The organism is Antarctobacter heliothermus, from assembly GCF_002237555.1.
Taxonomy (GTDB): Bacteria; Pseudomonadota; Alphaproteobacteria; order Rhodobacterales; family Rhodobacteraceae; genus Antarctobacter; species Antarctobacter heliothermus_B.
In genome coordinates this window covers 725,458-751,830 of record NZ_CP022540.1, presented here as the reverse complement: position 1 = coordinate 751,830, position 26,373 = coordinate 725,458, and the positions used below count along the sequence as shown (strand labels likewise).

The 26,373-nt window shown below is 62.2% G+C and carries 27 protein-coding genes; 12 read left to right on the top strand and 15 right to left on the bottom strand.

The genetic code is table 11. The features are described from left to right. Positions 1 to 576: 576 nt before the first annotated feature. Together ANTHELSMS3_RS03690 and ANTHELSMS3_RS03685 are read left to right on the top strand one after the other, a co-directional pair. Positions 577 to 1,242 (top strand): GntR family transcriptional regulator, encoded by a 666-nt coding sequence (locus ANTHELSMS3_RS03690; protein ID WP_094033691.1) that lies wholly within the window; start codon positions 577 to 579, stop codon positions 1,240 to 1,242. A gap of 14 nt (positions 1,243 to 1,256) precedes the next feature. Beyond that, complete coding sequence (locus ANTHELSMS3_RS03685) at positions 1,257 to 2,366, top strand: isocitrate/isopropylmalate dehydrogenase family protein (protein WP_094036908.1); 1,110 nt, start codon at positions 1,257 to 1,259, stop codon at positions 2,364 to 2,366. A gap of 9 nt (positions 2,367 to 2,375) precedes the next feature. On the opposite strand, the gene ANTHELSMS3_RS03680 is transcribed toward ANTHELSMS3_RS03685, so the two are convergent. From ANTHELSMS3_RS03680 to ANTHELSMS3_RS03670, 3 genes are all read right to left on the bottom strand, one after another. Further along, positions 2,376 to 5,753 (bottom strand): caspase family protein, encoded by a 3,378-nt coding sequence (locus tag ANTHELSMS3_RS03680; protein WP_094033690.1) that lies wholly within the window; start codon positions 5,751 to 5,753, stop codon positions 2,376 to 2,378. Between the two features lie 12 nt (positions 5,754 to 5,765). After that, entirely contained in the window at positions 5,766 to 6,425 is a 660-nt protein-coding gene (locus ANTHELSMS3_RS03675) for an OmpA family protein (protein WP_157733390.1), read from the bottom strand. A gap of 95 nt (positions 6,426 to 6,520) precedes the next feature. Further along, complete coding sequence (locus ANTHELSMS3_RS03670; RefSeq protein ID WP_094033688.1) at positions 6,521 to 7,330, bottom strand: ABC transporter permease; 810 nt, start codon at positions 7,328 to 7,330, stop codon at positions 6,521 to 6,523. Positions 7,331 to 7,447: 117 nt separating this feature from the next. On the opposite strand from ANTHELSMS3_RS03670, the gene ANTHELSMS3_RS03665 reads away from it, so the two are divergent. After that, positions 7,448 to 8,041, top strand: coding sequence for a GcrA family cell cycle regulator (locus ANTHELSMS3_RS03665; protein WP_094033687.1), 594 nt, complete (start codon positions 7,448 to 7,450; stop codon positions 8,039 to 8,041). A gap of 75 nt (positions 8,042 to 8,116) precedes the next feature. Here the strand turns inward: ANTHELSMS3_RS03665 and ANTHELSMS3_RS03660 are convergent, their stop codons facing one another. Further along, positions 8,117 to 8,341 (bottom strand): hypothetical protein, encoded by a 225-nt coding sequence (locus tag ANTHELSMS3_RS03660; RefSeq protein WP_157733389.1) that lies wholly within the window; start codon positions 8,339 to 8,341, stop codon positions 8,117 to 8,119. Between the two features lie 45 nt (positions 8,342 to 8,386). On the opposite strand from ANTHELSMS3_RS03660, the gene rimO reads away from it, so the two are divergent. After that, complete coding sequence (rimO, locus tag ANTHELSMS3_RS03655) at positions 8,387 to 9,748, top strand: 30S ribosomal protein S12 methylthiotransferase RimO (protein ID WP_094033685.1); 1,362 nt, start codon at positions 8,387 to 8,389, stop codon at positions 9,746 to 9,748. 16 nt (positions 9,749 to 9,764) lie between these two features. On the opposite strand, the gene ANTHELSMS3_RS03650 is transcribed toward rimO, so the two are convergent. The 3 genes from ANTHELSMS3_RS03650 to ANTHELSMS3_RS03640 all read right to left on the bottom strand — a co-directional run bounded on the left by ANTHELSMS3_RS03650 (position 9,765) and on the right by ANTHELSMS3_RS03640 (position 12,192). Next, a complete protein-coding gene (locus ANTHELSMS3_RS03650; protein WP_094033684.1) occupies positions 9,765 to 10,658 on the bottom strand; it encodes a capsular polysaccharide synthesis protein in 894 nt (297 codons plus the stop codon). A gap of 96 nt (positions 10,659 to 10,754) precedes the next feature. Further along, entirely contained in the window at positions 10,755 to 11,663 is a 909-nt protein-coding gene (locus ANTHELSMS3_RS03645) for a hypothetical protein (RefSeq protein WP_094033683.1), read from the bottom strand. A 67-nt stretch (positions 11,664 to 11,730) separates the two neighbouring features. Next, complete coding sequence (locus ANTHELSMS3_RS03640; RefSeq protein WP_094033682.1) at positions 11,731 to 12,192, bottom strand: hypothetical protein; 462 nt, start codon at positions 12,190 to 12,192, stop codon at positions 11,731 to 11,733. A 207-nt stretch (positions 12,193 to 12,399) separates the two neighbouring features. Between ANTHELSMS3_RS03640 and ANTHELSMS3_RS03635 the strand changes: the two genes are divergently transcribed. Continuing rightward, positions 12,400 to 12,987 (top strand): thymidine kinase, encoded by a 588-nt coding sequence (locus ANTHELSMS3_RS03635; RefSeq protein ID WP_094036907.1) that lies wholly within the window; start codon positions 12,400 to 12,402, stop codon positions 12,985 to 12,987. A gap of 1 nt (position 12,988) precedes the next feature. Here the strand turns inward: ANTHELSMS3_RS03635 and ANTHELSMS3_RS03630 are convergent, their stop codons facing one another. Further along, positions 12,989 to 13,897 carry an MBL fold metallo-hydrolase gene (locus ANTHELSMS3_RS03630; protein ID WP_094033681.1) on the bottom strand — a complete coding sequence of 303 codons (909 nt, stop codon included), beginning with the start codon at positions 13,895 to 13,897 and terminating at the stop codon, positions 12,989 to 12,991. Positions 13,898 to 14,043: 146 nt separating this feature from the next. On the opposite strand from ANTHELSMS3_RS03630, the gene ANTHELSMS3_RS03625 reads away from it, so the two are divergent. Both ANTHELSMS3_RS03625 and ANTHELSMS3_RS03620 read left to right on the top strand, forming a co-directional pair. Next, a complete protein-coding gene (locus ANTHELSMS3_RS03625; RefSeq protein WP_094033680.1) occupies positions 14,044 to 14,673 on the top strand; it encodes an MSMEG_1061 family FMN-dependent PPOX-type flavoprotein in 630 nt (209 codons plus the stop codon). A gap of 54 nt (positions 14,674 to 14,727) precedes the next feature. Then, a complete protein-coding gene (locus tag ANTHELSMS3_RS03620; protein ID WP_094033679.1) occupies positions 14,728 to 16,050 on the top strand; it encodes an MFS transporter in 1,323 nt (440 codons plus the stop codon). On the opposite strand, the gene ANTHELSMS3_RS03615 is transcribed toward ANTHELSMS3_RS03620, so the two are convergent. Continuing rightward, positions 16,014 to 17,132: a beta-ketoacyl-ACP synthase III gene (locus ANTHELSMS3_RS03615; protein WP_094033678.1), complete on the bottom strand. Its 1,119-nt coding sequence runs from the start codon at positions 17,130 to 17,132 to the stop codon at positions 16,014 to 16,016. The genes ANTHELSMS3_RS03620 and ANTHELSMS3_RS03615 overlap by 37 nt on opposite strands. 99 nt (positions 17,133 to 17,231) lie before the next feature. Between ANTHELSMS3_RS03615 and ANTHELSMS3_RS03610 the strand changes: the two genes are divergently transcribed. After that, complete coding sequence (locus tag ANTHELSMS3_RS03610) at positions 17,232 to 17,480, top strand: hypothetical protein (protein WP_094033677.1); 249 nt, start codon at positions 17,232 to 17,234, stop codon at positions 17,478 to 17,480. A gap of 60 nt (positions 17,481 to 17,540) precedes the next feature. Here ANTHELSMS3_RS03610 and ANTHELSMS3_RS03605 read toward each other — a convergent pair whose 3' ends face one another. The 4 genes from ANTHELSMS3_RS03605 to ANTHELSMS3_RS03590 form a co-directional block, all read right to left on the bottom strand. Beyond that, positions 17,541 to 17,879: a tRNA-binding protein gene (locus ANTHELSMS3_RS03605; protein WP_094033676.1), complete on the bottom strand. Its 339-nt coding sequence runs from the start codon at positions 17,877 to 17,879 to the stop codon at positions 17,541 to 17,543. Further along, entirely contained in the window at positions 17,872 to 18,684 is an 813-nt protein-coding gene (gene proC, locus ANTHELSMS3_RS03600) for a pyrroline-5-carboxylate reductase (protein WP_094033675.1), read from the bottom strand. Before proC ends, ANTHELSMS3_RS03605 begins: the two co-directional genes overlap by 8 nt. Before the next feature lie 72 nt (positions 18,685 to 18,756). Continuing rightward, positions 18,757 to 20,154: a tannase/feruloyl esterase family alpha/beta hydrolase gene (locus ANTHELSMS3_RS03595; protein ID WP_094033674.1), complete on the bottom strand. Its 1,398-nt coding sequence runs from the start codon at positions 20,152 to 20,154 to the stop codon at positions 18,757 to 18,759. 124 nt (positions 20,155 to 20,278) lie between these two features. Then, positions 20,279 to 21,490, bottom strand: coding sequence for a multidrug effflux MFS transporter (locus ANTHELSMS3_RS03590; RefSeq protein WP_094033673.1), 1,212 nt, complete (start codon positions 21,488 to 21,490; stop codon positions 20,279 to 20,281). Positions 21,491 to 21,628: 138 nt separating this feature from the next. Here ANTHELSMS3_RS03590 and ANTHELSMS3_RS03585 point away from each other — a divergent pair, with 138 nt between their 5' ends. Beyond that, on the top strand, positions 21,629 to 22,204 hold the full coding sequence (locus tag ANTHELSMS3_RS03585) for a TetR/AcrR family transcriptional regulator (RefSeq protein WP_094036906.1): 576 nt from the start codon (positions 21,629 to 21,631) through the stop codon (positions 22,202 to 22,204). A 77-nt stretch (positions 22,205 to 22,281) separates the two neighbouring features. Here ANTHELSMS3_RS03585 and ANTHELSMS3_RS03580 read toward each other — a convergent pair whose 3' ends face one another. Beyond that, on the bottom strand, positions 22,282 to 22,782 hold the full coding sequence (locus ANTHELSMS3_RS03580) for a YbjN domain-containing protein (RefSeq protein ID WP_094033672.1): 501 nt from the start codon (positions 22,780 to 22,782) through the stop codon (positions 22,282 to 22,284). A 181-nt stretch (positions 22,783 to 22,963) separates the two neighbouring features. Next, complete coding sequence (pcaQ, locus tag ANTHELSMS3_RS03575) at positions 22,964 to 23,929, bottom strand: pca operon transcription factor PcaQ (protein WP_254694835.1); 966 nt, start codon at positions 23,927 to 23,929, stop codon at positions 22,964 to 22,966. Positions 23,930 to 23,980: 51 nt separating this feature from the next. On the opposite strand from pcaQ, the gene pobA reads away from it, so the two are divergent. From pobA to pcaH, 3 genes are all read left to right on the top strand, one after another. After that, positions 23,981 to 25,150: a 4-hydroxybenzoate 3-monooxygenase gene (gene pobA / locus ANTHELSMS3_RS03570; RefSeq protein ID WP_094033670.1), complete on the top strand. Its 1,170-nt coding sequence runs from the start codon at positions 23,981 to 23,983 to the stop codon at positions 25,148 to 25,150. Between the two features lie 68 nt (positions 25,151 to 25,218). After that, positions 25,219 to 25,632: a 4-carboxymuconolactone decarboxylase gene (gene pcaC, locus ANTHELSMS3_RS03565; protein WP_094033669.1), complete on the top strand. Its 414-nt coding sequence runs from the start codon at positions 25,219 to 25,221 to the stop codon at positions 25,630 to 25,632. Positions 25,633 to 25,644: 12 nt separating this feature from the next. Then, the gene (gene pcaH, locus ANTHELSMS3_RS03560; protein ID WP_094033668.1) at positions 25,645 to 26,373 is read left to right on the top strand and encodes a protocatechuate 3,4-dioxygenase subunit beta; all 729 of its coding nucleotides are present in this window, start codon (positions 25,645 to 25,647) and stop codon (positions 26,371 to 26,373) included.

The following is a 26,373-nucleotide window of genomic DNA, read 5'->3' as shown; positions in this document are numbered from 1 at the left end:
GTGCCGGTTCGGTGACAGCGTCCTTGATCCTCCGCCATCAATAGCTCTGTCAGGATCTGTCGGGCGCTTGGCCTCAGGGTGTTGAGCAGACTTGTCGTCCCTACGGCGTGTTCTGGATGCAGCCGGTCCCCGGACAGTTTCCGTCCTGTAAAACCTGCGTTTTCGTGACGCGGACCTCGTCTTTCATGGCTGGGTGAGGCTTGCAAAATTCGGGGTATAGCTGATCGGTATAGCACCCCTGTGGCCCCGCTCCCAAACGGCGCAATAGCGGTTGCGACGGTCTTTAGTCGGTGGTTCGGGGTGGTTCCTTACGACCTTGGTGGGTTTGCGGTAGCGAAATTGGCTCTGCGACACTGACGTCTATCAAGCAGCATAGGCTGATCAGTTCGGCAATCCACCCGTCTTAATACAGGGCTTTCTCTAGACTTTGCGCAGCCAGTACTTGCTTCTTTAAGTGATTAAAAGTTTGAAGTATTTAATGGCCACGCAATCCGATCTTGATAATGCCGACATTAATATCTATCAAAGATTGGCGACCCGATAAGGCTGGGCGCAGTCGATTGGATAGACCCCTCAATGAGCAATCCGACAAAAACCTCTCGCGCAGAAGACATCTATCGGACACTCAAGGAAGAGATCCGGTCCAACCGTCTTCATCCCGGCGCACAAATTCCTGAGCCGGAGCTTGCAGGACGGCTTGACGTCAGTCGGACCACTCTGCGCGAGGCGCTGATCCGACTGGAGGCCGACGGGCTGGTGGAGTTGATCCCGCGTCGGGGGGTCCGCATTCTGCCACTGCGGGCGGACGACATGGGCGAGATCTATGAAATTCTGACGGCTCTGGAAGCAGACGTGGCGGTTGCAATGGCGCGCAAGAGGCCCGCCGCACATGAATTGCAGCCACTGCAAGACGCCATCGACGCCATGCAGCGCGCTGTCGACATGGAAGATCTGGATGCTTGGGCAGGCGCAGACGACAGGTTTCATACAGTCTTTCTGGAGATACACGGCAACCGTCGCTTGAAAAGAGTTGTCGAGACACTTTCGGATCAGGCGCACCGTGCCCGCATTGCGACCTTGCACCTGCGAAATATTCCCAAACGCTCGACGGAAGAGCATCAAGCTATTCTGGACGCGATACTGGCGGGCGACGCGAAACAAGCCCGAAAAGCCCTGAGGTCGCACCGGGCACGCGCCGCACGCGAGCTTTTGGACATTCTTGATAAACTCTCTCAACTCTAATGGTGGTGCTTGGAATGACGAACACATGCAGAATCGCGGTGATCAAGGGTGACGGCATCGGCAAAGACGTCGCGAACGCGGCGATGGAGGTGGCGCAGGCCGCGACATCCCGTGTTGGTGGTTGCGTCTTGCGGTTCGACGAAACCCTAGCCGGGGCGGGATACTACGCCGAAACCGGGCAGGACATCGAACCGGGCGGCGAAGTGCGGGTCGGGGAGGCGGATGCCATCTTTCTGGGGGCCATCGGACTGCCCGCCATTCGCCACGCCGACGGAACAGAAATCAGCCCGCATTTGAGGCTCCGGGACCGTTATGGCCTGTACGCGGGTGTGCGCCCGGTGAAGGCTTATCCCAATGCGCCACAACGGTTGGCCGATCCGCGGGCGGCAAACATCGACATGGTCATCCTGCGCGAGTCCACCGAAGGGTTGTTCTATTCCGCCGCCGTCCACAACCGCAGCCAGATCATCGGTGATACAGAGGTACGCGACACGCTGCGGATCACCCGCGCGACCACCGAAAAGCTGCATAGGTTCGGGTTTCGCCTTGCCGAAAAGCGCAAAGAGCGTGGCAAAGGCGGGCGATTGACCTGTGTTGACAAGGCCAATGTCTTTGCTTCCATGGCGTTTTTCCGCAAGATTTTCGACGAAATTGCACCCGAATTCCCGAGCGTGCAGGCAGATCATGCCTATGTTGATGCGCAGGCGCTGAACCTGATCCGCAATCCGTGGGACTATGACGTGATGGTCATGGAAAACATGTTTGGAGATATTCTGTCCGATCTGGCGGGTGGTCTGGTCGGCGGTATGGGCATGGCGTCCTGCGCCGAGATCGGGGATGAAACGGGATTGTTTCAACCGGCCCACGGCAGCGCGCCGGACATCATGGGGCAGGACAAGGCAAATCCGTTGGCGGCGATCCTGTCGGCGGCTTTGATGCTGGAATACCTGGCAGAAAAGACGGGGAACGCGCGGTTCGATGAGGCCGCGCAGTTGATCGATGACGCGGTGCAGGCCGGGTTTGAGGCCAATGCCCTGCGCCCGATGGAATTTGGCGGCGACATGGGAACGCGGGCCGTCACGACCGAAATCCTGTCACGGGTGACGGCCCGCATTTCTGCCTAGCGACGGACCTCAGAACAGGGCGAAATCCCCGACCATCAGGTTGCGCGCCATCCACGGCGTCTGCGTGAGCAGATCGGCCGGGGCCGCGCCTTGTTGTGCCTGTTGGACGCGGTCGGAGACCAGTTGTTTGGTGCCCCGGAACAATTCGCTCAATTCGACCGCGCCATTGCCGTTCAGATCGCGCGCCGGATCGTGCAGCACCTCCGCCAAGGCCTGCGCAAAAAAGCCTTGCGCGGTCTCCGGGTCTTCAAGCGAAAACTCACGCCCCTTGGCGGCGGCAAAGACCACCAGCCCCGAGGGGATCTGGTCCAGCGCGCCGCCGACCACCTGATCGTTGGTCGAAAACAGCCCGTCTCCCGCCAGCCCGCTGTGACAGGCGTCAATAAACAGGGCGATGCGTAGATCAGCGTCACGCAACCGGGCAGAGAGCGCGTCAAAAGGCAAGGCTGTCCCGCTGATGTTGTCCACATCGACACCGGCGGCGGCAAGGTAATACCGCCCGTCAACAGACAGCCCATGACCGGCGAAATATAGGGCCACGGTGTCTCCGGGGTGGGCGGTTTGCACCAGCGTTTCCAGTTCCGACAGGATGCGGTCCGGGGTCGCCTCTGCATCCAAAAGCACGGTTTGCGACGCGATCCGCACCCCGTCATCGGCGCGATCCGCCAGCGCCGAGGCAAACAAGCGCGCATCGCCCACGGCCGCCGTCAGGTTCAGTGACGCATCACCATAGTCGTCCACGCCGATGGCAAAAACATGTAGGCGACGCGCGGCGGCGGGTTGAGGGATCTCGACGCTGTAAGGCGCGCTGGCGACGCCGTTCACATCCGTCGCCACGAGGCTGAGCCAGCGCGTCCCCGGTAAAAGGTCGATGGTTTCCTGCCAATCAGAGACAGGGCCGTCTGCGGCAAAATCCTGGGTACGCAACCCGTCTTGAAACACCGTCAAAGCCCGGAGCGCCACAGGTGCCTGTGCCTCGGCCTTTAGCACCGCTTGCGTATCCGTCACCTCGACCGAGGCGCGCAAGATGGGCGGTGGCGTGATCTGAACGGTCGACGGCTTGTACACCCCCAAGCGGACCTGCTGCACCAGCCCCGGCACCTTCAGGTAATTCTCGAACTGCTGCGCCGTGTACTCACCGAAGTGGCCCGGAAAGGTGTAGGAGACAAAATAAGCGCCCTCTGAGGTGGCGTCATAGCGGCCATCGTCAGACCATACGATGACCTCATCATCCGCATACAGCCCGGAAAGCACCGGCTGCGCATTCGACAGCCGATTGACGAAGAAACTGCCGTCCCTCTGGAGCGTGACAAGGTGGCGGCCGTCCTCGGTCATTAGCACGTTGTCGAACAGATCACCGCGCGGCAGATCAAACTGTTTGCTCACCACTTGCCCGATGGTCAGGTCGATGACGGCATAGGCGCTGGCGGGACGGGAGAACAGGATCAGGGTGTCGTCAAAAACCTGAACCTCGAACCCGCAGGCATCAATCGAACTGGTGCAAAGATTGCCGATGTTCGTCCCCGGGTTGCCCAGATCCAGGCTGGAGATCGTGCCCCAATTGGTTTCGCGGCTGGACACGCCGCCCTCCAGTCCGCTGGAAAACAGATAGGTTGTTGGATAGTTGAACGCGGCGGAGCCCTCGACGCACCGCAGGGTAGTCAGCCGATGCGTCTCACCTTCAGACGTCCAACTCCACAGAGTTTCGAACTCGCCCAGCAGTTTGCCCTCACCTTGGACACTACATGAACTGGCGTATTGGCGTCGTTCAAACCGTTGGACATCAACCCCGGTTGCTGCGCTGATCGCTTGCCACTGGGCGGCATAGGCCGATGTGACCTTGACGTCATGCGCGTCAAAGGCCTGCTTGCGGGCAGCATTGGTTGAGTGTTGGCTGCTGTCGAACTGCGGAAGCATGGCCGCAACGTCTGTTCGTTCAACCGGAACGCCTGCAACAACAGGCAGGCCAAATTCCCGAAGGCGTTTTGTGACGTGCGTGGATGTCGGGCCTGAGATGTCTGCCCCGATAGAGCGCCACGCAAGCGCGCCACTGGCGGTTCCGTTCACTGGGTCGGCCCCACCTTTCGCGACCTGCGTCACTTGCCGGTTCGGACGGTGGTATGGGTTAAGGCTGTCGGCGACCGCGTCGTTGTTCTTGAGGTTGTCTGACCGGGAAAAGCCAGTGGAAAACGGCACAGACACCGCGATCTGATCCGAAAAGACCAGCCCGTTGCCCAACGCCACACCTGCCACGGCCTGTTGCCGGTCGATGTCGCGCAGTGCATTGCGCCGGTTCGCATCGCCGACCCGAACACCGCTTGTGATTTCAGGCCGAAACTGTGAGACCAGTCCACCCTCGCTTAGTCGGTGGGCGTTCAATTCGTTGTAGGCTTCGCTGATGAATACGTTGTTTTCAAGGTCCAGCTTGTAGGTGTGTTGGTTCGCCCCGCAGACCCGGCAGCCGTTGTCGGTCACCCGGACGGTTCGGCCAGCGGCAAAGTTGTGGAGCTGCGACAGACCGTTTCCCGACAGCACCTGCAACACAAAGCTGTCTTCATGAGACCAGATCAGCGCGCTCCAGTCGGCGTTCCAGATGAAACCATCGTTTGCAGGCACAACGCGGGCGCCGTCCACCGCGTCAAATATTCCGGCCGCATCCGCGCCGGGCAGAACAACGTAGCGCCCGCCGGGCGAGAAATGCGGCTTTCCCACAAGCTCCAGAATTTCCGCCCCGGTTGCGGCATCTGTCAGTCGAAAACGTCCGTTGAACAGGTGCAGGTGGCGGGATCCGTCGCGGTTCACCAACACTTGGTCCGGCACGTCCTCTGACACCGGATCCTTGACGACAATTTCTGGCCGGGCTGCTGTGGTCACGTTGATCACATGGTTGCCTTGTCCATCCGGGCCGATTCGCTCGGCGCAGCCGCTGTGGCCGACCACGGACCATCGCAGGGTCAATGGGCCGGACAGCAACGGCTCCACCTCGATAGAGCCGTTCTTGGGCATGCCGCGACCGAAAAAGGGGATCACGGCGCGGGTCTGAGCCTTGTCCCAGGAAATGCCGAACGGCGCGCGGGCGTCTGGCAGCAACGCGTACATGCCGTCTCCGGACAGCCGCACCGGCCCGTCAAAGGAGACCATCAGAAAGATGGGTTCGCGCTCTGGAAAGCCGGGTCTCTCCCAGTCGAGCGAGAACTGCCCTCCAACGTTCACGGCATCCCCGCTAATCGTAACACGCGTATCCGCCGCCAGCCGGTCAGTGACCGCATCACGCGCCTCACATGTGAGGTCAGACCGCAGGTCAAAGGTTTCGGCAAAGCCCGAGACAGGTGCCAGCGTCAGCGCGGCAAGTCTCAGCGCCAGCCGGGCAAGAATGGATCGGGTCATGGCGGGGCCTCTTCAGCTGTCCAGAAGAATGATCTGAACCCGGCGGTTCTCGGGGCTATCCGGGTTTGTCGGGTCTTTGAGTTCCTGCTCACCACGACCCGCAGAGATGAACCGGTCAGCGGCAAGACCTGACAGGCTTTGCAGGCGGGCACGCACGCTGTCGGCGCGGCGTTCCGACAGGTCTAGGTTATAGGCATCCGACCCGCGTCCGTCCGTGTGCCCCAGAATCACAAACCGTTTGGTGGCAAAGCGTTGATCGGTGATCGCCGTGGCCAGCGCCTGCATATCCGGAGCTGACGCGGCGCTGGGCATGGCGCTGTTGGAATCGAAAAAGATCTCGATGTCGATGCTGACAAGGGGCGTGGCTTTGCCAACGGTCGTGTCCTCGGTCCGGTCCTTGACCAGCAGCCGGGGTTTCAGTCCATTGACCTGCGCCGGTGGGGCGCCGTCGACCAGTCCCTGCACCGACGCAGGATCAATACCGCGCGCGGTCAGTTGGACGCGTGGGCCACAGCGGTCGGCCACCCCAGCCAGACAATCACTTAGCGCCTTGGCGCGCTCATTCGGGTCAGGCTCTAGATGGAACCCTTTAAGCTCGACGGATTGGGCCGCCAGCGGACCGGTCAGGCAAATCAGAACCCCCAAAATTTGGGACAGGAATCTTGGCTGCAAAATGGATACCTCCGGGACGCGGTTCTGGCCAATGTGGGCACAAATGAGGTTAGAGTGTCCTCGCCGAAACGATTCGTGCAAGTCCGGTATACCTGTCAGGATTTGAGCCGTGTCCCCCTGCGAAACAGCCACCATGCCGCAAGAATTGCAGCCATGGTCGCCCCAAGCGCAACCGCAAAGCCTGTGGCCGGGTGGGTATCCGACACGCCGATCACGCCCCAGCGCGCGCCGTCGATCAGGTAAAACACCGGGTTGGCATGTGTGACCTGATACAGCCCGCGTGGCAGTGCCTCGACCGAGTAGAACGTGCCCGACAGGAACGCGAGCGGCGTGATGATGAAATTGGTGATCGCTGCCATCTGGTCGAACTTCTGTGAATAGATCGCCGCGATCAGTCCCAGTGCCGCCATGAAAGCAGAGCCCAGGATCACAAAGGCCAGCGTCACCAGCGGGGCTGCCGGAACAATGCCCAGCACCCCCCAGAACATCGCCAAGAGGGCGAGGGCGACGCATGTCCCGCGCGCGGTGCCGCCCACAACAAAGCCCAGCACGACCTCCGCCGCTGATAGCGGTGGCATCAGGGTGTCGACGATATTGCCCTGCACCTTGGAGATCATCAATGAACTGGACGTATTGGCAAAGGCGTTCTGGATCACCGTCATCATCAGGATGCCCGGCGCAATGAATGTCGTAAAGGCAACGCCCATCACGTCGCCGCGCTGCGGGCCGATGGCGATGGTAAAGATCATCAGGAATAGCCCGGCCGTAACCAACGGGGCCAGCAAGGTCTGGGTCCAGACGTTGGTGAACCGCAGGATCTCACGCTTGCACAGGGTTGCAAAGCCCAGCCAGTTGACGCGGCCAAATCGGCGAGTTCCCGGCTCGTAGCTCAAAGTCTGGGGCATGGTTTCTCCAAGTTCTGTTCGCCGTCTTGTAACTCGTGCATCGATGATTAGAATAGGGCCAACCAAGAAAACATCAGGCGGCCCCTTCGTGGCCGCTTTTTTCGCTGAGGTAACCTGATGTCGTGGACCGATGAACGCGTAGAACTGCTCAAGAAAATGTGGTCCGAGGGCCAGTCGGCCAGCCAGATCGCCAAGGAACTGGGTGGGGTGACGCGCAACGCGGTGATTGGCAAGGTGCACCGTCTGGGCCTGTCGAACCGCGCCGGAGCTGCGCCTGCCGCGCAGGCCGAGGCAAAACCGGCCGAGCCAAAGCCGCAGCCCAAGGCCAAGGCTCCGCCAAAGCCGGCCGCGGCGAACAAGCCCGATCCGGCCCCGGAGGCCAAGCCGCAGCCCACCGCCGTGGCAACGACCCCGGCGATCAGCGCGGCGCGCAAGGCGATCATTCCGGCCGGTCAGCCGCTGCCGCCGCAGCCCTCGACCAATGAGATCAGCCCCGAGGCGCTGGCCAAGGTCAGCGAGATCGAGAAAAAGGCCAAGAGGCTGACGCTGATGGAACTGACCGAGCGGACCTGCAAATGGCCCGTTGGTGACCCCGCGACCGATGATTTCTGGTTCTGTGGTCTGCCCGTCCAGCAGGGGAAACCCTATTGTGAGGCCCATGTGGGCGTCGCGTTCCAGCCGATGAGCGCGCGGCGCGATCGTCGCCGGTGAAATTGGGCTGTCCACGCGTGGACAGCCGCACGCCTGTGTAAAATCAATGGGTGACGGAGACGGTTTTACCTGCCGTTAAGACTCGACCCCTGACGCGCCCTGCAATTGTAGGGCGCGTTTTGCGTCGTTCAGGCAGGGGCCGCGCCAGCCATAGAGGTGGGATTTCTCTGTGATCGTCCAGCCTGCGTCGTCTGCGATTGTCGACAAGACATAGCGATAATGCCCGCTGCCATCGGTCTGCAGCGCGACCCGTGCCGCGCCATCGGCGCTTTCGTGCTGTTCGATCATTCGCCAGTCCATCACCTGCTATCTTCCCCAGCCGCCGTTGCCGCGCTATGAGGCGCCATGTCACAGAATCCCCCAGATCTTCGCCCCGACCTTGCCCGCGCCCGCGTGACAGAGTCCGCCCGTCCCGGTCAGCCGACCATCGGCATGGTCAGCCTTGGCTGTCCCAAGGCCCTGGTCGACAGCGAACGCATCCTGACCCGCCTGCGGGCCGAGGGCTATGGCATCTCCTCCGACTATGGTGGGGCCGACGCGGTGATCGTCAACACCTGCGGATTTCTTGACAGCGCCAAGGCCGAAAGCCTTGACGCGATTGGCGAGGCGCTGAACGAAAACGGCCGGGTGATCGTCACCGGCTGTCTGGGGGCAGAGCCTGAATACATCACCGGCGCGCATCCCAAGGTGCTGGCCGTCACCGGGCCGCACCAGTACGAACAGGTGTTGGACGCGGTCCATGCCGCCGTGCCGCCGGACCCGGACCCGTTTATCGACCTGCTGCCCGCCAGCGGTGTTAGCCTGACCCCGCGCCATTTCAGCTATCTCAAGATTTCCGAGGGCTGCAATCACGCCTGCAAGTTCTGCGTGATCCCCGACATGCGCGGCAAGCTGTCCAGCCGCCCGCATCGCGCGGTGCTGCGCGAGGCGGAAAAGCTGGTCGAGGCGGGGGTGCAGGAACTGCTGGTCATCAGTCAGGACACCTCGGCCTATGGCACCGACTGGAAAGACCGCGAGACCAAGTTTCCGCTGCTGGATCTGGCGCGCGATCTGGGCGAGTTGGGCGCATGGGTGCGCATGCATTATGTCTATCCGTATCCTTACGTGCGTGAGCTGATCCCGCTGATGGCGGATGGCAAGGTGCTGCCCTATCTGGATATTCCGTTCCAGCACGCGCACCCGGACACGCTGCGCCGGATGGCGCGGCCTGCGGCGGCGTCCCGGACGCTGGACGAGATCGCCGCGTGGCGCGCGATTTGCCCTGACATCACCCTGCGGTCGACGTTCATCGTCGGCTACCCCGGTGAGACCGAGGCGGAGTTCCAGACCCTGCTGGACTGGATGGATGAGGCGCAGTTGGATCGTGTCGGCTGTTTTCAATATGAAAACGTCGCCGGCGCACGGGCCAATGCGCTGCCGGATCATGTGCCGGAAGAGGTCAAGGCAGAACGCTGGGCGCGGTTCATGGAAAAAGCACAGGCGATTTCCGAGGCCAAGCTGGAAGCGAAGCTGGGCCAGATCATGGATGTGATCGTCGATGATGTGGATGAGGACGGCGTGGCTACCTGCCGCACCAAGGCCGACGCCCCCGAGATCGACGGCAATCTGTTCATCGACGAAGGCGCGGGGCATTTGCAGGCCGGTCAGATTGTGACCGTCGAGGTGGACGAGTCCGGCGAATATGACCTGTGGGGGCGGTTGGTCTGAACAGGCGGCGGCGCGTTTAACCGCGCGGCATCGCCTCTTCGGCCATATCGACAAGCGTTTGCATCAGGGGCGCGGGCAATTTGGTGGGCAGGCTGAGCTTTTGCATCACCTTGCCCGCAGCCATCTGGCGAATGTCGAGCGGCGTCAGTTCATTGTAGCGCTTTTTCCAATGGCGCAGCAGCAGCGTGTCATATGACGTGATCTTGGGGTATTGGCGCCACGCCTCAAACAATTTGGGGTCATCGGCCAGCATCAGGTCGAACAGCATGGCCAGCGCGAAATAGGGATAGATCGGGTAGCGCCCGCCGCCGTCGAGGGAGACGGCCCAGTTGGGGTTCTTGGGCAGCCAGATGCGTTTGCGGCCCCGCGCCGATGTTGGTCCCTGCACCGCGTCCATCACCCGGCCGCTGAGGCGTGCCAACGCGCCTTTGGTTGTGTTGTCCATCTCGTGCTTAGAGCGCATCGGGCGGCGGGCGGTTTGCCAGTAGCGCACCATGTAGTCATGCCATGTGCTGACCAAGGGGTACCCCGGCTGCGCGGCAATGAACCAGTTTTCCGACATGCGCAGGCGATACGGGTCGTGATAGGCGAAGAAACCGGACCCCATAAGCGGCAGCAGCCAGTCATTCAGAGGTTTCAGCGGCACCGTATAGGCATCGACCCAAACGCCGCCCTCTGCCGACAGGCAGGACAGTCGCACGATATTTGCGATCCCGTTGAAGGACATGGTGTCATAGGTGACGCCGCTCGCCTTCATCTGGTCAGCGACGTCGGCCCATTCGAGGATGCGCAGATCCCAATCGGGGTTCATGCGCGCCCAAAGGTCCCAGCACTGCTTGATGTCATCGGGAGCCTGATCGCGACCCTGATGCCAGTAGCCAAAGATATTGCGCGGAAGGTCTGTCGTCATCGTGCCGCCACTGCTGATGGGTTCTGATCCGCGTATCTATACCAGAGTGCGGCGAAAGACACGCCCCCGGCGCAGCAGGCGCAAAAGATGCGGTGGTTATCGCGCCTTGTCATCGGACAGCGGGGGAAACAGCGCATCGAAGCGCGCGATCTGCGCATCGCACTCGCCGGGGTAGGCGCGCGAGACGCATAGCGAGAGGGCCTTGGCATCCGTTCGGGCCCGGTCTGCCGCGCTGGTGTCCGGGTCGCCGAGATCCTGAACACAGGCAAGGATGCGGTGGGCGCGCATGTTTTCCTTGAACTCGTTGCTGCGTTTCACGCCGTGCAACGGGCCGCTTTGGTCCAGCCGCTTGCGCGGCAGGTTGCGGGACAGGGGAAAAAACGATTCGCGCAGCTCTCTGGTCTCGACCGCGAGTTGCAGGGCCGCGCGGATCACCTCGCCGGTTCGGGCGGTTTGTTCGATCTGCCCGGCGCGGGCCTGGCGGAGCGCGATCAGGCCGAGACATTTGGTCAGGTTGGCGGAGGTGCGGAAAAATCCGCTGCCCAGTTCCTCTGTCGGCAGGGTGCTGGCAAAGGACAGGATCTGCGTCGCGGCGCGGTCAAACCGGGTTTGATCGGCGAAGAGGCAGGACAGCAGCAGCACATAGGACAGGGAAAACCCGACGTGGATGCGGTTGTGCCGGATAGAGCCGCGCCAGGGCAGGGCGGTGCTGTCATCGAGTGATGACTCTAGCGTGGGCAGCAGGCCCAGCACGGCGTCAGCATCGACCAGTTCCAGCGACTTGTGCGCCGCTGCGGCGCGGGCGTTGAGGCGGTTGTTGAGGGGGAGGTCGATCTCACGGACCATGCCAAGGAACAGCAGTTGCTGTTCGGCGCGGTTCAGCGGGCGTTCGTGGGTGTGATAGAGCAGACGTTCGGCCAGGGCATTGCGCGCGTCGTCAGGGGCGGCTGCCATCTGATCAAGGATCTTGCGGGCAGAAAGGGTGGTGTATGGGCGATCTGACATGGGGGGCCTCGCGGACGGGCGGGATCGACGGGGAGGTGTCACGCTGCCCGGCGCGCAGGGCGGGGCCTTAGTGCGCGGTTTCGTCCTCAAGGTTCAGCTTCATGTCGATCAGGACCTTTTGGATGGCCACGGTTTCCTTGAGCAGGCGCTTGGCCTCATTTGCGGAAATCACGCCGTCCTCGATCGACTGGTTGTATTCGCCCATCAGGATGGCAAAGCGCTGCGCCAGAGCGATGACGTCCGAATTGACATTGCCCGACGGTTTGGAATTGCGGCGGCTGTCGTCGAATTGCAACTGGATGCCCTTCAGCTCTGCCAAGGCGGCCGTGACATGCGGATAGGACGCCGCCTCTTCGAGGGCGGCCACCGCATCGACGGGCATGAACCTGTCGGCATGTTCGGGGTAGTCCGAATAATAGCGGCCAAGCGTTGCTTTGGACTTGCCGGTGAGTTCACAGGCGGCCTCGATGCCCACGTCTTTGACGAGTGCCTCGATGTGTTTCTTCAGATACCGTCCAACAACAGACATATGACGACCCCTTTTCCCCGGAGATCCGTTCCGGGGATCACCCCAAGGCTATTCACACTAATTTCCCGCTTCTGCAATGTCATGCGCAAATCTGGCAAGGGTCAAGGCGCATCGAGCCGCATTCAAACGGAAAAGTGCCGCTGTGCCTGTGGGGACGCGTCTTTTGCGGATCTTGCCAAATTTCGGCCCCTCGGGCATCACCGGGCCATGGCCAAGCTGCACTTTCAATACTCGACCATGAACGCGGGCAAATCGACGCTGCTGTTGCAGGCAGCGCACAACTACAATGAACGCGGCATGGACACCTACCTGTTGACGGCGGCAATCGACAGCCGTGCCGGGGACGGCATGATCGGCTCCCGGATCGGGTTGTCGCGCCCGGCAGAGATCTTTGATCCGCAGACGGATCTTTATGCCCGCATCGCGGCGCGGCTGGACGCCGGTCCGGTGGCCTGCATCTTTATCGACGAGGCGCAGTTCCTGACCCGCGATCAGGTCTGGCAATTGGCGCGGGTGGTCGATGATCTGGGGGTGCCGGTCATGGCCTACGGGCTGCGGGTCGATTTTCGCGGAGAGTTGTTCCCCGGCTCGGCGGCGCTGTTGGCGTTGGCGGATGAAATGCGTGAGGTGCGCACGATCTGCCACTGCGGGCGCAAGGCGACAATGGTGATTCGTCAGGGCGCGGATGGTGCGGTGCTGACTGACGGGGAACAGGTGCAGATCGGTGGCAATGAAACCTACGTCAGCCTGTGCCGCAGGCACTGGCGAGAGGTCACAGGCGACCGCGCCGAATAGCCTATTCCCACTCCATCTGCTCATAAACGGTCTGCGCATTGCGCCGGGCGAGGGCGTCGAACTGATCCAGATAGGAAAAGGCGGACTGATCCACCTCGACCGCGTCTATGATGTCGCCACCGTCGTCGATGTGGTTGCGCATCTTGTCGCGCAGGTTGGTCAGGTAGTCGCGGGTGTCTTTTTGCGCGGTTGCCAGATCGGTGGCGGGGCCGTGGCCGGGGATGAGATGGGTGGGGGACAGCGCCTCTATCCGGGCGAAGGCATCCAGCCAATGAGCGCTGTCGGAAAACGCCATCACGCCCAGAACGCGACCCACATAAACCACGTCGCCAGTGAACAGCGTGCGGCTGTCGGGCAGCCAGACAAGGCTGTCACCGGGCGTATGGGCGGGACCGACCAGCATGATTTCGATCCGCGTGTCGCCAAGGGTCAGGGTATGTTTGTCGGCAAAGATGATGTCGGGGCTGGTGGGGGCCGTTCCGGCCAGCGCATCAGCGCCGATCAGCGTGTTCAGGGCGGTCATTTGCAGGGACGCCCGGTTCAGATGGTCCGCATGGGCGGCGGCGGAGGTTATGACGCTTGCCCCCTGTGCCTGCCAATAGCCGTTGCCCAGCCATCGGTGATCCTGCCCGCCGGTGTTGATCACATAGGCCACCGGGCTGTCGGTCAGGGTTTGCACCACGGCGTGCAGCGCCTTGGCGCCGTTCCAACTGCCCCCGGGGTCGACCAGAACGGCACCCTCTGCCGTGTCGATCAGCCCGAAGGTGGCATTGTTGCCAAGGTTTTCGGGGTCGCGCTGGGTGGCGGGCCCTTCGATCGCCCAGATGCCGGGGGCCACCTGTTGCGGGATCAGCGTCTGGGCGGATAGCGTCAGCGGCCAGAGCAGGAACAGGGCGACACATCTGAACATCGGGCTTCTCCGGCGGTTGGATGTCGTGAGGTTAGAGCGCGGTCACTGGATTTGAAAAGGCAGGCGGATGCGGCGCATCGTCCGGGCTGGGTTTTGAGATATGGCGCGATTGGGGTAGCCTGACCGCGCGCAACGGGAGATCCGCAATGGCACTGGCCCTGAAGAACGAAGTCACGACCCGCGAGCGGCTGCGAGAGATCCTGCCACGCGGAACGGGCAACGCCAGCCGCAAGGATCTGGATCATATCAATGCTGTGGGGCGCGCCTTTATCGCGCGGTGTCCTTATGTGCTGGTCTCGACCGTGGGGGCGGACGGGCGGCATGACATTTCGCCCAAGGGCGATGCGCCGGGATTTGTCGAGGTGGTCGACGACCAGACGCTGATCATCCCTGACCGGCTGGGCAATCACCGGCTGGACAGCTTTGAAAACCTGTTGGTCAATCCCGGTCTCGGGCTGATTTTTCTCATTCCCGGCAACAAGGAGACGCTGCGCGTGTCTGGCACCGGGCGGATCGCGGCGGATGCGGATCTGTGCGCGCGCCATGCGGTCAACGGCAGGTCGCCGGATCTGGTGTTGGTGGTCACGGTAGAGCAGGCCTTTATGCACTGTTCAATGTCCTCGGTGCGGTCACGGCTATGGGCGCCCGATCTTTGGCCGGATACAGGCGATGTGCCCCTGATGTCGGAATGGGTAAAAGCGGCTGTGGACACCGAACAGACACTGGACGAGGTGCAGGCGATCCACGATAGGGACGCGGCGACCCGGCTGTATTGAACGCGGACCATCCCGGTCCTTGCAGCCTGGCCCTGATCCATTACGGTGCCCCCCATGATCCGACAGCTTTTGCCCGTCAGCGCCCTTTTGTTTGGTTCCGCCCTGTTGCTGTTTGCGGGTGGTATTCACGGGCTGATCCTGCCTCTGCGCGGCGCGCAAGAGGGGTTTGGTGCCACGTCACTGGGCCTGTTGGGCACCGGTTGGGCGGTGGGCTATGTGGCGGGCTGTTATTTTGTGCCGCGCATTGTGGGGTCGGTGGGCCATATCCGTGCCTTTGGCGTGATGTGCGCCTTTGCCGCCGTGTCGATCCTGTTGCAGGCGCTGCTGGTCTCGGCCGAGTTCTGGATTCCGGTGCGCGCGGTGTCGGGGTTCTGCTTTGCCGGGGCGGCCATGATCGTGGAAAGCTGGCTGTCGGACCGAGCCAGCCCGCAGACGCGCGGCACGATCTTTGGCATTTACACCATGGTGAACCTTGCCGCGATGACGGCGGGGCAAATGGTGATCGCATTGGGCAGCGTCGCCGGGTTCATGTTCTTTGCGGTGGGGGCGATTGTCTACATTCTGGCGTTGGTGCCGACGGCGCTGTCGACCTCCCACACGCCCGCGCCGCTGACCTCGGTGAACCTGAACCTGCCGCTGCTGTGGCGCAACTCTCCGGTGGCGGTGGTGGCGGTCTTTCTGGTGGGGATTTCCAACGCGTCATTCGGCACGCTGGCGGCGGTCTATGCGGGTGGCGTCGGGCTGCCGTTGACGACGATTGCGCTGTTCGCCTCTATCCCGATTCTGGCCGGGGCGGCGTCACAGGTGCCGATCGGCTTTCTCAGCGACCGGATGGACCGACGCAAGGTGCTGGTGGGGGCGGCGGCGCTGGCCTTGGTGGCGGATCTGGGGTTCATCATTCTTGCGCCCCAAGACCGGATGACAAACCTGATACTGGTCGCCGCCTTTGGGGCTGCGATCTATGCGTTGTATCCGATCATCGTGGCCCATGCGAATGACCACGCGCCCGAGGGCACCTCTATTCAGGTGTCGGGCGGGTTGCTGATGGTGTTTGGTATCGGGTCCATTGCCGGGCCGCTGGTGGCTGGGTTGATGATGTCCTTGGCCGGGTCGCAGGGGTTGTTCATGACCACCATTGCGGCCCATGTGGTCATGATCATCTACACGCTTTGGCGGATCATGCAGCGCGCCGCCGTGCCCGAAAATGAGAAGGGCAGCTTTAAGATCACGATGCCGGCGCGCGGGTCCACGCCCGAGACGGTGGCGTTGTCCGACGGTGAAGAAGAGGCTGAGGAACTGGAAGAGGCGATGGACGCTGAGGACGCGGCGGAAGAGGCCGCTCAGGCCCGCTCGACCAAGACCGATCCCACCGAATAGCCTGCGCCAAAGGAACAGATCACGCCCTTTGCGCCCTTGGGCATGTCGCCTGAGTGTTTTGAAAAAGCGATGATCGACCCGGCGGAGGACGTGTTGGCATAGTCCTGCAGGATGTTGGGCTGTTCGCCCTCTTCCGGTACCCGGCCCAGCACCTTTTTGCCGATGAAATCGTTCATGGTCTTGTTCGCCTGATGCAGCCAGAGCCGTTTCAGGTTATCCGCCTGCCAGCCGGTGGCGTCGAGGTGGTCAAGGATATGCGCCGACACCATCGGCAGCACCTCTTTGAAGACCTTGCGCCCGTTCTGCATGAACTGCATGTCCCGGCGGTCTTCCATCTGGTCGTGGGTGCGGCGCAGGAAGCCGTCATTGTTGCGGATGTTGTTGGAAAACTGCGTGGCGCAGCGGGTGGAGTGGATCAGCCAGTGATCGCCCTTGGCCTCTGACGCCGCTTCCACCACGACGGCGGTGCAGACATCGCCAAAGATAAAGTGGCAGTCGCGGTCGCGCCATTCCAGGTGGGCCGAGCAGATCTCGGGGCAGACGACCAGCGCGCGTTTGACGCTGCCCGCGCGGATCATGTCGGCGGCGGCCTGAATGCCAAAGGTGGCCGACGAACAGGCGACGTTCATGTCAAAGGCAAAGCCGCCCGCGCCCAGCAGTTGCTGAATCTCGATGGCGACGGCAGGGTAGGCGCGTTCGTGGTTGGAGGCGGCGCAGATCACCAGATCGATCTCGTCCCCGGCGCGCCCGGCCATGTCCAGCGCTTTGGTGCAGGCATCGACTGCCATTTCCGCCATGTGGCCGGGGGCCTCATCCGGGCGGGCGTCCAAATGCGGGAACATGCGCGCCGGGTCCAGCACGCCGTCTTTGTCCAGCACATAACGGCTTTCGATGCCGGAGGCGGAAAAGATGAAATCGGCGTTGGAGTGGGTCATGGCCTTTGCCTTGCCGGCCGCAATCGCGTCGGCATTTTCGGCATTCCAGCGGTCGGCATAGGCATTGAACGCCGCGATCAGCTCATCGTTCGATATGCTCAATTCGGGGGTAAAGACCCCGTGGCCGGTAATCGCTGGCATGGTCATGGCGTGTCCTCCTGCTAGGGACGGAACCCCAAGCGGGCCGCGAGGTCAAGGGAACCTGTGCCCGTGCCCTGCGTTCCCTAACGAAAGGAGGTACACAAAATGGACCGTCTTTCTTGGTATATCAGCATGCTTGTCTTCAGTGTGGTGTCGGGTGTGCTGCTGGTCACTTTCCTTGCACTGGACTGGTACAGCTGGACAGCAATCGCCTTGGCGATCGGCATCGGGTTGATTGCGGCGCGGCCGTTTGGGCGGCTGATTTCGCGTCGGATCAAGCGGCAGGACAAGCTGTTCAACCCGCCGCATGTGCATCCGCCGCTGGTGCCGGACCCCAAGGCGCCAGAGGTGTAAGGCGACCCTTGCGTCAGTGCCGCGCTGCGGATGGCGCGGCACGGATCGTTGGGGGGCGCGTCAGTGCATCCGCGTGCCGTTTGGCGCGGCCTGATCCGGGCCGATCAACACAATGGCGTCCTTGTCGTCGGACACGCCCAGCACCAGCACCTCTGACTTCATCGGGCCGATCTGGCGGGGCGGAAAGTTGACGACCGCCATGACCTGTTTTCCGACCAGCGTTTCGGGGTCGTAGTGCACGGTGATCTGGGCCGAGCTTTTCTTTTCGCCAATTTCGGGTCCGAAATCGATCCAGAGCTTGATCGCCGGTTTTCGCGCCTCTGGAAAGGGTTCGGCGCGGATGACCGTCCCAAGGCGGATGTCGACCTTCAGGAAATCGTCAAAACTGATGTCAGCCATTGGCCAGTTCCTTGGATCTGTTGGCGGCGGCGCCGACGGTGGCGCGGATCAGCGGCGGAAGGCCGGTGTCAGCGTCCATCAGCACCTCTAGCCCCGCCTGCGTGGTGCCATTGGGCGAGGTCACGTTGCGGCGCAGTTGTGCGGGGTCTTCGCCTGTCTCCTGTGCCAATGCGCCTGCACCTGCGACGGTCGCGCGGGCCAGCGCCATGGCAAGGTCGGGGGCCAGCCCCTCTGCCTCACCCGCGGCGGCCAGACATTCGATCATGTGAAAGACATAGGCCGGGCCAGAGCCGCTGACACCGGTGACGGCATCCATCTGGCCCTCAGAGTCCAGTCGGACAACCTCGCCCACGGCGGACAACAGTTCCTCGGCCTGTGCCAGATGGGCCTCTGTTGTCTGCGCGTTGCCGACGATGGCGGTGATGCCCTTGCCGACGGCGGCGGGGGTGTTGGGCATGGCGCGGACGATGGGAACGTTGCCCAGATGCGCCTCATAGGTGGCCATCGGGATGCCTGCGGCGACCGATATGAACAGCGTGTCACCCTTGGGCAGGGCCTGAAGCGCGGGCAGCGCCTCTGCCATGACCTGCGGTTTGACGGCGATCAGGACAACGGCCGGGCTGTCGCCGAAACCCTCGTTGATGTGGACACCCTGCGCGGTCAGCCAGTCAGTGGGGTAGGGGTCCTGCACCCGGACCGAAGTTGCGGGCAGTCCGCGCGCCAGCCATCCGGCCAGCATTGCCGATCCCATCTTGCCGCAGCCCAGCAGAGCCAGTCCGCGTTGTGCCAAGTCCGTGTCCTGCATCGTGATCCCCTTTCGTTTCCCCGGCGGACACTAGGCGCGCCGGGGAAGGGGGACAAGATCAGTGGACCAAGATCATTGGGCCATGATCGACGCAGGGGCCGTGCCCTCGTTCAGCCAAGCCTCAAGAGGCGTCATCGGGTCAAGGCTGTCGGCGTTGATGCCGTCGGGGCCGGGCAGGATGCCGCAATGATCGACGCCGGGGACCATGAAGAGCGCGACGTTTTCTTTCAGGACGTCCTCTCCCCCCGCCTCTGCGGCGGCCTTTTCGTACCAATCGACGGTCTTGTAAGGCGTGACGATGGCGTCGGCCCAGCCGTGCCAGACGATCATCTTGCCACCCGCGGCGCGGAATGCGCTCAGGTCCGGGCTGTCGCCGTTGTAGACCGCTGACATGGTGGCCAACCGCGCGGGGTCATTTTCAAAGTCGAAGTCCATCGGCGTCCATTCCGGGCCGGGATCGACCGGGAAGGCCATGTAGCGGCCAAAGCCGTTGACGAAGGCCGGGATCAGCTTTCCGCCGCCCGTGCCGTTGCCAGTCAACCAAAGCCACCAGAAGGGTTCTGACCCTTCAGGGATGCCACCGGGATACAGTTGCTCGCCAGCGGCGTTGCGCGGCCCTTCGCGCCATTTCATCAGCGTGTCCATCTGCTGATTGCTCAGACCAAGGTCGCTGTAGGTCACGTCGCAGGCACGCGGGTCGGCGATGGCGCCGTCCGTGGCCCCGTCGACCGCATCGCACTGTTCCAGCACCGCGTCGCCGATCAGCTTTGCCTCTTCCGGGCCAAGGATCTGGCTGCCGTCGTCGGCGGTGTTGGCCTGCACCAGCCACGCCATTTTGGTCGCGACCAGACCGGGGTAATCCATCGCAGGCGCGCCCGAGATGATGCCGTCGAACATGTCGGGATAGCGCTGGGCGGCGACATGGGCCATGCGCCCGCCGGTGGAGCAGCCCTGAAAGATCGCCTGATCCGAGGCGCTGCCATAGAAGGCGTCGATCATGATCTGGGCGACGCGGTTTGTCTCGCCAATCGAGCGCCAGCCCCAATCGCGTTCCGCGTGCGGGTTGTTGTGCGCCCAGCCAGCGTCCACGACGCTGAGCGCGTGGTGGCCGCTGTCAGAGGTCGCCGTGGCATAGCCGCGTTCCAGACCCGGGCGCATGGCGTTGACCCATCCGCCACTGGCATCGGCGCGGCCAAGAATGCCGCAAAACCCGCCGCAGCCCGCCTGATAGAATTTGCCGTTCCAGCCCTCCATCGGCAGGCGCACCTCTATGTTGATGGCTGGCAGGGCGGTGGCGCGGACCTCGCAGTAGGTGGGCAGGCCTTCGGCCTCGACGACGCGGGCGGTGGTGACATGCCCGGCGGCGAACACGGTGTCGCGCAAGGCGGTGCAGGCGGCTGGGTCTTGTTGGGCAAAAAGCGGGCTGGCGCCGGTCAGTAAAATCACCAGCGCCGAAAGGCGGGTAAGCATGGTCTCTCTCCCTGAAATGTTCGTGTATTGGCAGAATTGCCGCCCGTCGAACACAACTCAAGGAAAAACGCGGAGTGCCTGATTAATAGGCATTTTCTCCGCGTCTGCCGATGTGGCGCGTGATTCAGGCGTCAACCGGCGCGCGTTGGTCATTGCGGCTGGCCGCCAGCGAGAGCAGCAGCGCGGCGCAGGCAGGCAACAGCAACCCCAGGCTCATGGCGAGCGGCGTATCGGTGCCGCCCAGAGCGACACAGGTCGACACGGTAAAGGCGATGGCGAACTGAATTGCACCCAGCAGCGCGGACCCCATCCCGGCGTTGTCGCGCGTCTCGGCCATTGCGATGGACATGACATTCGCCGACAGCAATCCAACCATCCCGACCGAAATCCACAGCGGGATGACAAACAGAACGATAGAGGAGGTGCCCGACATCATCAGCCCGCCCAAGGTCGCCAGAACATAGATGGGCAAACCGCGTGACAGGATCTGCTTGGGTGTGAACCGGTTGAGCAGGATTGAGTTGAGTTGACCGAACAGGATTAGCGCCGCCGCGATCAGCGCGAAAACCAACCCATAGGACAGCGCGCTTAGGCCAAAGACTCCTTGGAAGACACCGGATGAGCCGGTGATAAAGGCGAACATACCGCCCTGAATCAATCCGGTCATCACCGCTGGGATCACAAAGGACCAGCGGGTCAGCAGCGTGGCGGCCGATTTGCGACCGTTGCGGAATGGGGTGTTGGTGCGTTTGTCGGCGGGCAGTGTTTCGGGGATTATCAGTTGCGACAGGACCAAGGCCACAAGGCTGACGCTGGCCATTGTCACAAAGATGGATTGCCAGCCAAACGTCGCTAGCAGCAGGCTGCCCAGTGTGGGGGATACGATCGGCCCGATCGTCAACAGCATCACCAGCACGGTCATGACCTTTGCGGCGCGCTGGCCTTGGTACAGGTCATTGACGATGGTGCGGCCCACCACCATCCCGGCGCTGGCCCCGATGGCCTGAACAAAGCGCAGTCCGTTGAAAATGGCGATGTCATTGACCAGCGGCAGGGCGATTGACGTTGCCGCGAAGAGTGCGGTGCCCGCCAGCAAGGGGCCTTTGCGCCCATAGCCGTCGATCAATGGTCCGATCAAAAGCTGCCCAAAGCAGAGACCAAGAAAAAACAGCGACAGCGACAGTTCGGTTGACGCGTGGCTGGCGTTCATCGCGTCCGCAAGAGTGCCCATGGCGGCCAGATACATATCTGTTGCAAGGGGAGGGAAGATGGACAGCAACCCAAGGACGGCTGTCAGCGCGACAGCGCGTTTCGGGGTAAGAACGGGGGGATTCATGAGTGGCGACCTGTCTTGGCAAAGTGAGTCCGTTTCGCCCAAGCGAGAAGGACGTTAATCTGAGTTCTGACGTAATTTGTAGACTTTGGTCTATTAATCAACGGGCCGTATGTGTGCGGCGCCGAACAGGGGCTGTGCATGGTTGAAAAAAGGACAAGCGGGCGACCACCGGATGTGGCGGCTGGACAGGCGGTCAAGGCCGCGGCATTGCAGCTGATCCGCGAAAAGGGCTATGCCAAAATGTCGATTGCCGCCATCGCGACCAAGGCGGGTGTGGCGCGGCAAACGCTGTATAACAAGTGGACCAGCAAGGCAGAGCTGGTACTGGACGCGGTGTTCGAAGAGACCGGGCGCTATGCCTCGGAGCCCTCCGCAGAGGCGGGGGAGCATTGCGCAGAGCAGCTAGAGGCATTTCTTGTGGATGTGTTTTCGCATCTGACCTTGGACGGCGACCCGTTGCGGGCGCTGATCGCTGCGGCGCAAGAGGATGAGGGTTTTCGCACAGTGTTTCGTGAACGCTTTGTCCTGCCGCGCGAAAAGATCGTGACCGCGCTTTTGCAGCGGGCGCAGCAGCGGGGGGAGTTGGGGGCGGAACGGGATGCCGAAATGCTATCGGCGTTTATTCACGGCGCTTTTTGGTATCGGCTGCTGAATGGGCAACCGGTGACGCCCGCGCTTGCGAAAAGCATCACCGAGGAAGTGTTCGCGCGGTAGGTGCGGCGGGCCCATGCAAAAGGGGCACCGCCTGCGCGCTGCCCCTTGACGATCAACGGTGGATCGAACTGGCCTGCTTACGCCCGTCCATATGCCTCTGCGATGGCGATTTGCAGCGACTCCTTGGGGGTCTTGTCGGTCCAGACCATCAGCTGAAACGCCGGGTAATAGCGTTCCGAGCTCATCACAGCCGCCGTGATCATCGTATCGATCTGTTCGGCGCTGGCGATATTGCCGCCGGTCAGAACCAGACCGTATTTGTAGACCATCAGCTTTTGCTCGGCCCAATAGCTGAATGCACCGGCCCAGCATTGGTCGTTGACCCGGTTCAACCCTTCATAAAGCGCCGGAAGCCGCGCCTCTGGCGGCTCCATCTCGAAGGTGCAGATCATGCGCAAGGTTTCGTCATACGCGGACCAGGCGAGGGTGATCGAGTAAGTGCGCCACTGGCCTTCGACCGCCATGGCAATCTGATCCTCGGCGATACGGTCAAAGTCCCAGTCGTTGAACTCTGCAATATGCTCGACAAGGTCGATCGGGTGCAAATCTTCGGTGATGTACTGCTCGGACAGGGCCATGTGGACACCTCTCTGGTTGTCGCGTCTGGGTGGCTGAGTCGCCCCCACCGCTTGCTGCCTGCTCTAGGGTCTGCGGGCATTCCCCGCGCCCTTACAAGATATGGTGCCTGTGCGAGCGGGGGTGTGTAAAGCGATAAATTGGTGACAGACGCATTAAGTTGTGGATGAAACCGATTCGGCATCACGATCTGGGTAAAGACTGTGCTTCGTGTCGTAGGGCGCGTTCAAACAGTTGTCTGCTGCGTGAGGCTGCGGTCTCTGGCCGGGTCATCAGCCCGACCGGACCGGCGGTCAGATCAAGGTCCAGCGGCAGAGCCGTCAGGGCGCGGTCCTCAATTTCGGGGGCAACAACACCTTCGGAAATGAACCACAGCGCGTCCGACGCCCGCAGAAAGCGCCGCCCGAACGCACCCGACACACAGTCGATCCGGTCGGGGAACGGGCCAAGCCCCTGCGCGACACACCAGCGGTCCACCAATGGTCGGATGGCGGCCCCTTCTGGCGGGTACAAAATCGGCCAGTCCAGCAAGTCCTGCGGGGCAAGGCCGGGGTGCGCGACCAGTGGGTGATCAACACGACCCACGCAGACGACCCCTTCCTGATAAAGCTGGGTAAAGGAAATGCCCGCCATGGTCTCTGGCGCGCCCATGCGGCCCAACACCAGATCCAGCGTGCCGGACTGCAACTCGCGGGTCAGGGCCCCGTGGGTGCCATCGCGCAGCACCAGTCGGGTGGTAGGGGACAGCGCGCGGAACCGCGTCACCACCCGAGGCATCAGCCGCACCGCCACGCTGGGCAAGGCCCCGACACGCAGCACCTCTGCCCCGCCCTCGCGCAGTTCCGCGACGCCGGACACCCCGCGCCGCAGCGCCGCAAGGCTTTGCCCGGCGAATTCAAGAAACACCTCGCCCTCTGGTGTCAGGCGCACCCCGCCGCGATCCCGTGTCATAAGGGCGGCACCCAGCGTCTGTTCCAACTCTTTGAGGGTTTTGGACAGGGCGGGTTGTGTCAGGTGCAACTCGGCGCACGCGCCCTTTAGGCTGCCTTGGCGCGCGATGGCGGTGACTGCCTCCAGATGGCGCAGTTTGATCCGGCGATCCAGCATGACAGTTTCCTTTTCTAGTAAGTGTTCGGGCGCAGATGTCATTTTACATGCCCCTGTGGTTCATTCTAGTCTTGGTTCAAAGGGGAGGGCATCATGCGTACGCAAGTCTGCATCATCGGCGGTGGTCCGTCGGGTCTGTTGCTGAGCCAGTTGCTGCACACCAAGGGCATCGACAGCGTCGTCCTTGAGCGCAAGACCAAAGACTATGTCCTTGGCCGTATCCGCGCGGGTATTCTGGAAACCGGGATGGTCGACCTAATGCGTGAGGCCGGCGCGGGGGAGCGGATGGACCGGGAGTGTTTCGTCCATGATGGCACCATCATCTCCTATGGTGATGAACAGTTCGGGATAAATTTCAAAGAGTTGACCGGCAGACATGTGGTCGTCTACGGCCAGACCGAGGTCACGCGCGACCTGTATGAGGCGCGTGAAAAGGCGGACGGCAAGATCGTCTTCAATGTCGAGAACGTGCAGATCAATGATGCCGACAGCGATGCGCCATATGTGACCTATGAGGTGGATGGCGTGGCGGCGCGGATTGACTGCGATTTCGTGGCTGGGTGCGACGGGTTCCACGGCGTCAGCCGCCAGACCATCCCGCTGACCGTCCGCAGGGAATACGAAAAGCTGTATCCCTTTGGCTGGCTGGGGGTGCTGTCGGAAACCCCGCCGGTGCACGAGGAACTGATCTATGCCAGTTCCGAGCGCGGCTTTGCCCTGTGTTCGATGCGCAACGAGAACCTTAGCCGCTATTACATCCAGTGTTCGCTGTCCGACAACCCGGACGACTGGACCGACGATGCCTTTTGGGAAGAGCTAAAGCGCCGTATCCCGACAGAGGCGGCGGAAAACCTGATCACCGGCCCGACCATCGAAAAGAGCATCGCGCCACTACGGTCGTTTGTGACCGAGCCGATGCGCTGGGGGCGGCTGTTCCTGTGCGGGGATGCGGCGCATATCGTGCCGCCCACCGGGGCCAAGGGGCTGAACACAGCGGCCAGCGACATCCATTACCTGTATAACGGGCTGGTGCAGTTCTATCAGTCCGGCGACAGCGCTGGCATCGACAGTTATTCCGAAAAGGCGCTGGCGCGGATCTGGAAGGCAGAGCGGTTCAGTTGGTGGATGACAACGCTGCTGCACAGGTTCCCGGATCAGAACGCCTTTGACCTCAAGATCCAACTTGCTGACATCGAGTTCCTGCGCTCCAATCGGGATGCGCAATCGGTGATGGCTCAGAATTACATCGGGCTGCCCTACTGAATGGGGCGGGGCGACATCCCCTAGTCCAAGCCCAGCCCAGCCCAGCCCAGCCCAGACCGGAGACAACCATGACCAACCGATATGACACCGGAATGCAGGTGCGCCGACGCATCCTAGGCGATGCCCATGTGGACCGCGCCGAGGCGGCCAAGACACCGTTCGACTTGCCGTTTCAGACCATGATCACCGAAGGCGCGTGGGGCACTGTCTGGGCGTCGGACAAAATAAGCGACCGGGATCGGTCTATGCTGACGCTGGCGTTGCTGGCGGCGCTGGGCAACTTCGATGAGATCCCGATGCACATTCGCGCCACCGCCCGCACCGGGGCGAGCAAGCAGGATGTGCTGGAGGCGTTTCAACACGTTGCGATTTATGCTGGCGTGCCGCGCGCGAACCATGCGCTGAAGCTAGCCAAGCAAACCTATGCCGAGATGGAGGCCCAGGACACCACGCAGGACACTGCGCCGTCCGGGGACAAGTGAGGAGAGACCGACATGCCCAGCCAAGGGGAATTCTACCAGCGGGACCGCGAGAGGCACCCGCCCGCCTACACCAAGGACTACAAGACCAGCGTCGCCCGTTCGCCGCAGTATTCGCCGATCAGCCTGCAGAACTCGGTCAGTGAGATCACCGGGCCGGTCTTTGGTCACAGCGACATTGACCCGATGGATCGCGACCTGCTGCACAACTACGCCCAGCCGGGTGAAAGTGCGATTGGCGAGCGGATCATCCTGCACGGCCGGGTTCTGGATGAGAACGCGCGCCCGGTGCCAAACACGCTGGTGGAAATCTGGCAGGCCAATGCTGGCGGGCGGTATCGCCACAAGAAAGACACCTATCTTGCGCCCATCGACCCCAACTTTGGCGGCTGCGGGCGGACGATCACCGACGCGGATGGCTATTACTATTTTCGTACGGTCAAGCCGGGCGCCTATCCGTGGCGCAACTGGGTCAACAGCTGGCGTCCGGCGCATATCCATGTCTCGGTCTTTGGCTCTGGCTTTGCCCAGCGGCTGATCAGTCAGGTCTATTTCGAGGGTGATCCGCTGATTGCCAAGTGCCCGATCGTCAAGACGATCCCCAATCAGGACGCCATCGACAGCCTTGTCGCGCTGCTGGACATGAACGCGACGGTGCCGTTGGATTCCATTGCCTACAAGTTCGATATCGTGCTGCGCGGTCGCCGCTCGACGCTGTTCGAAAACCGTCTGGAAGGAAACTGA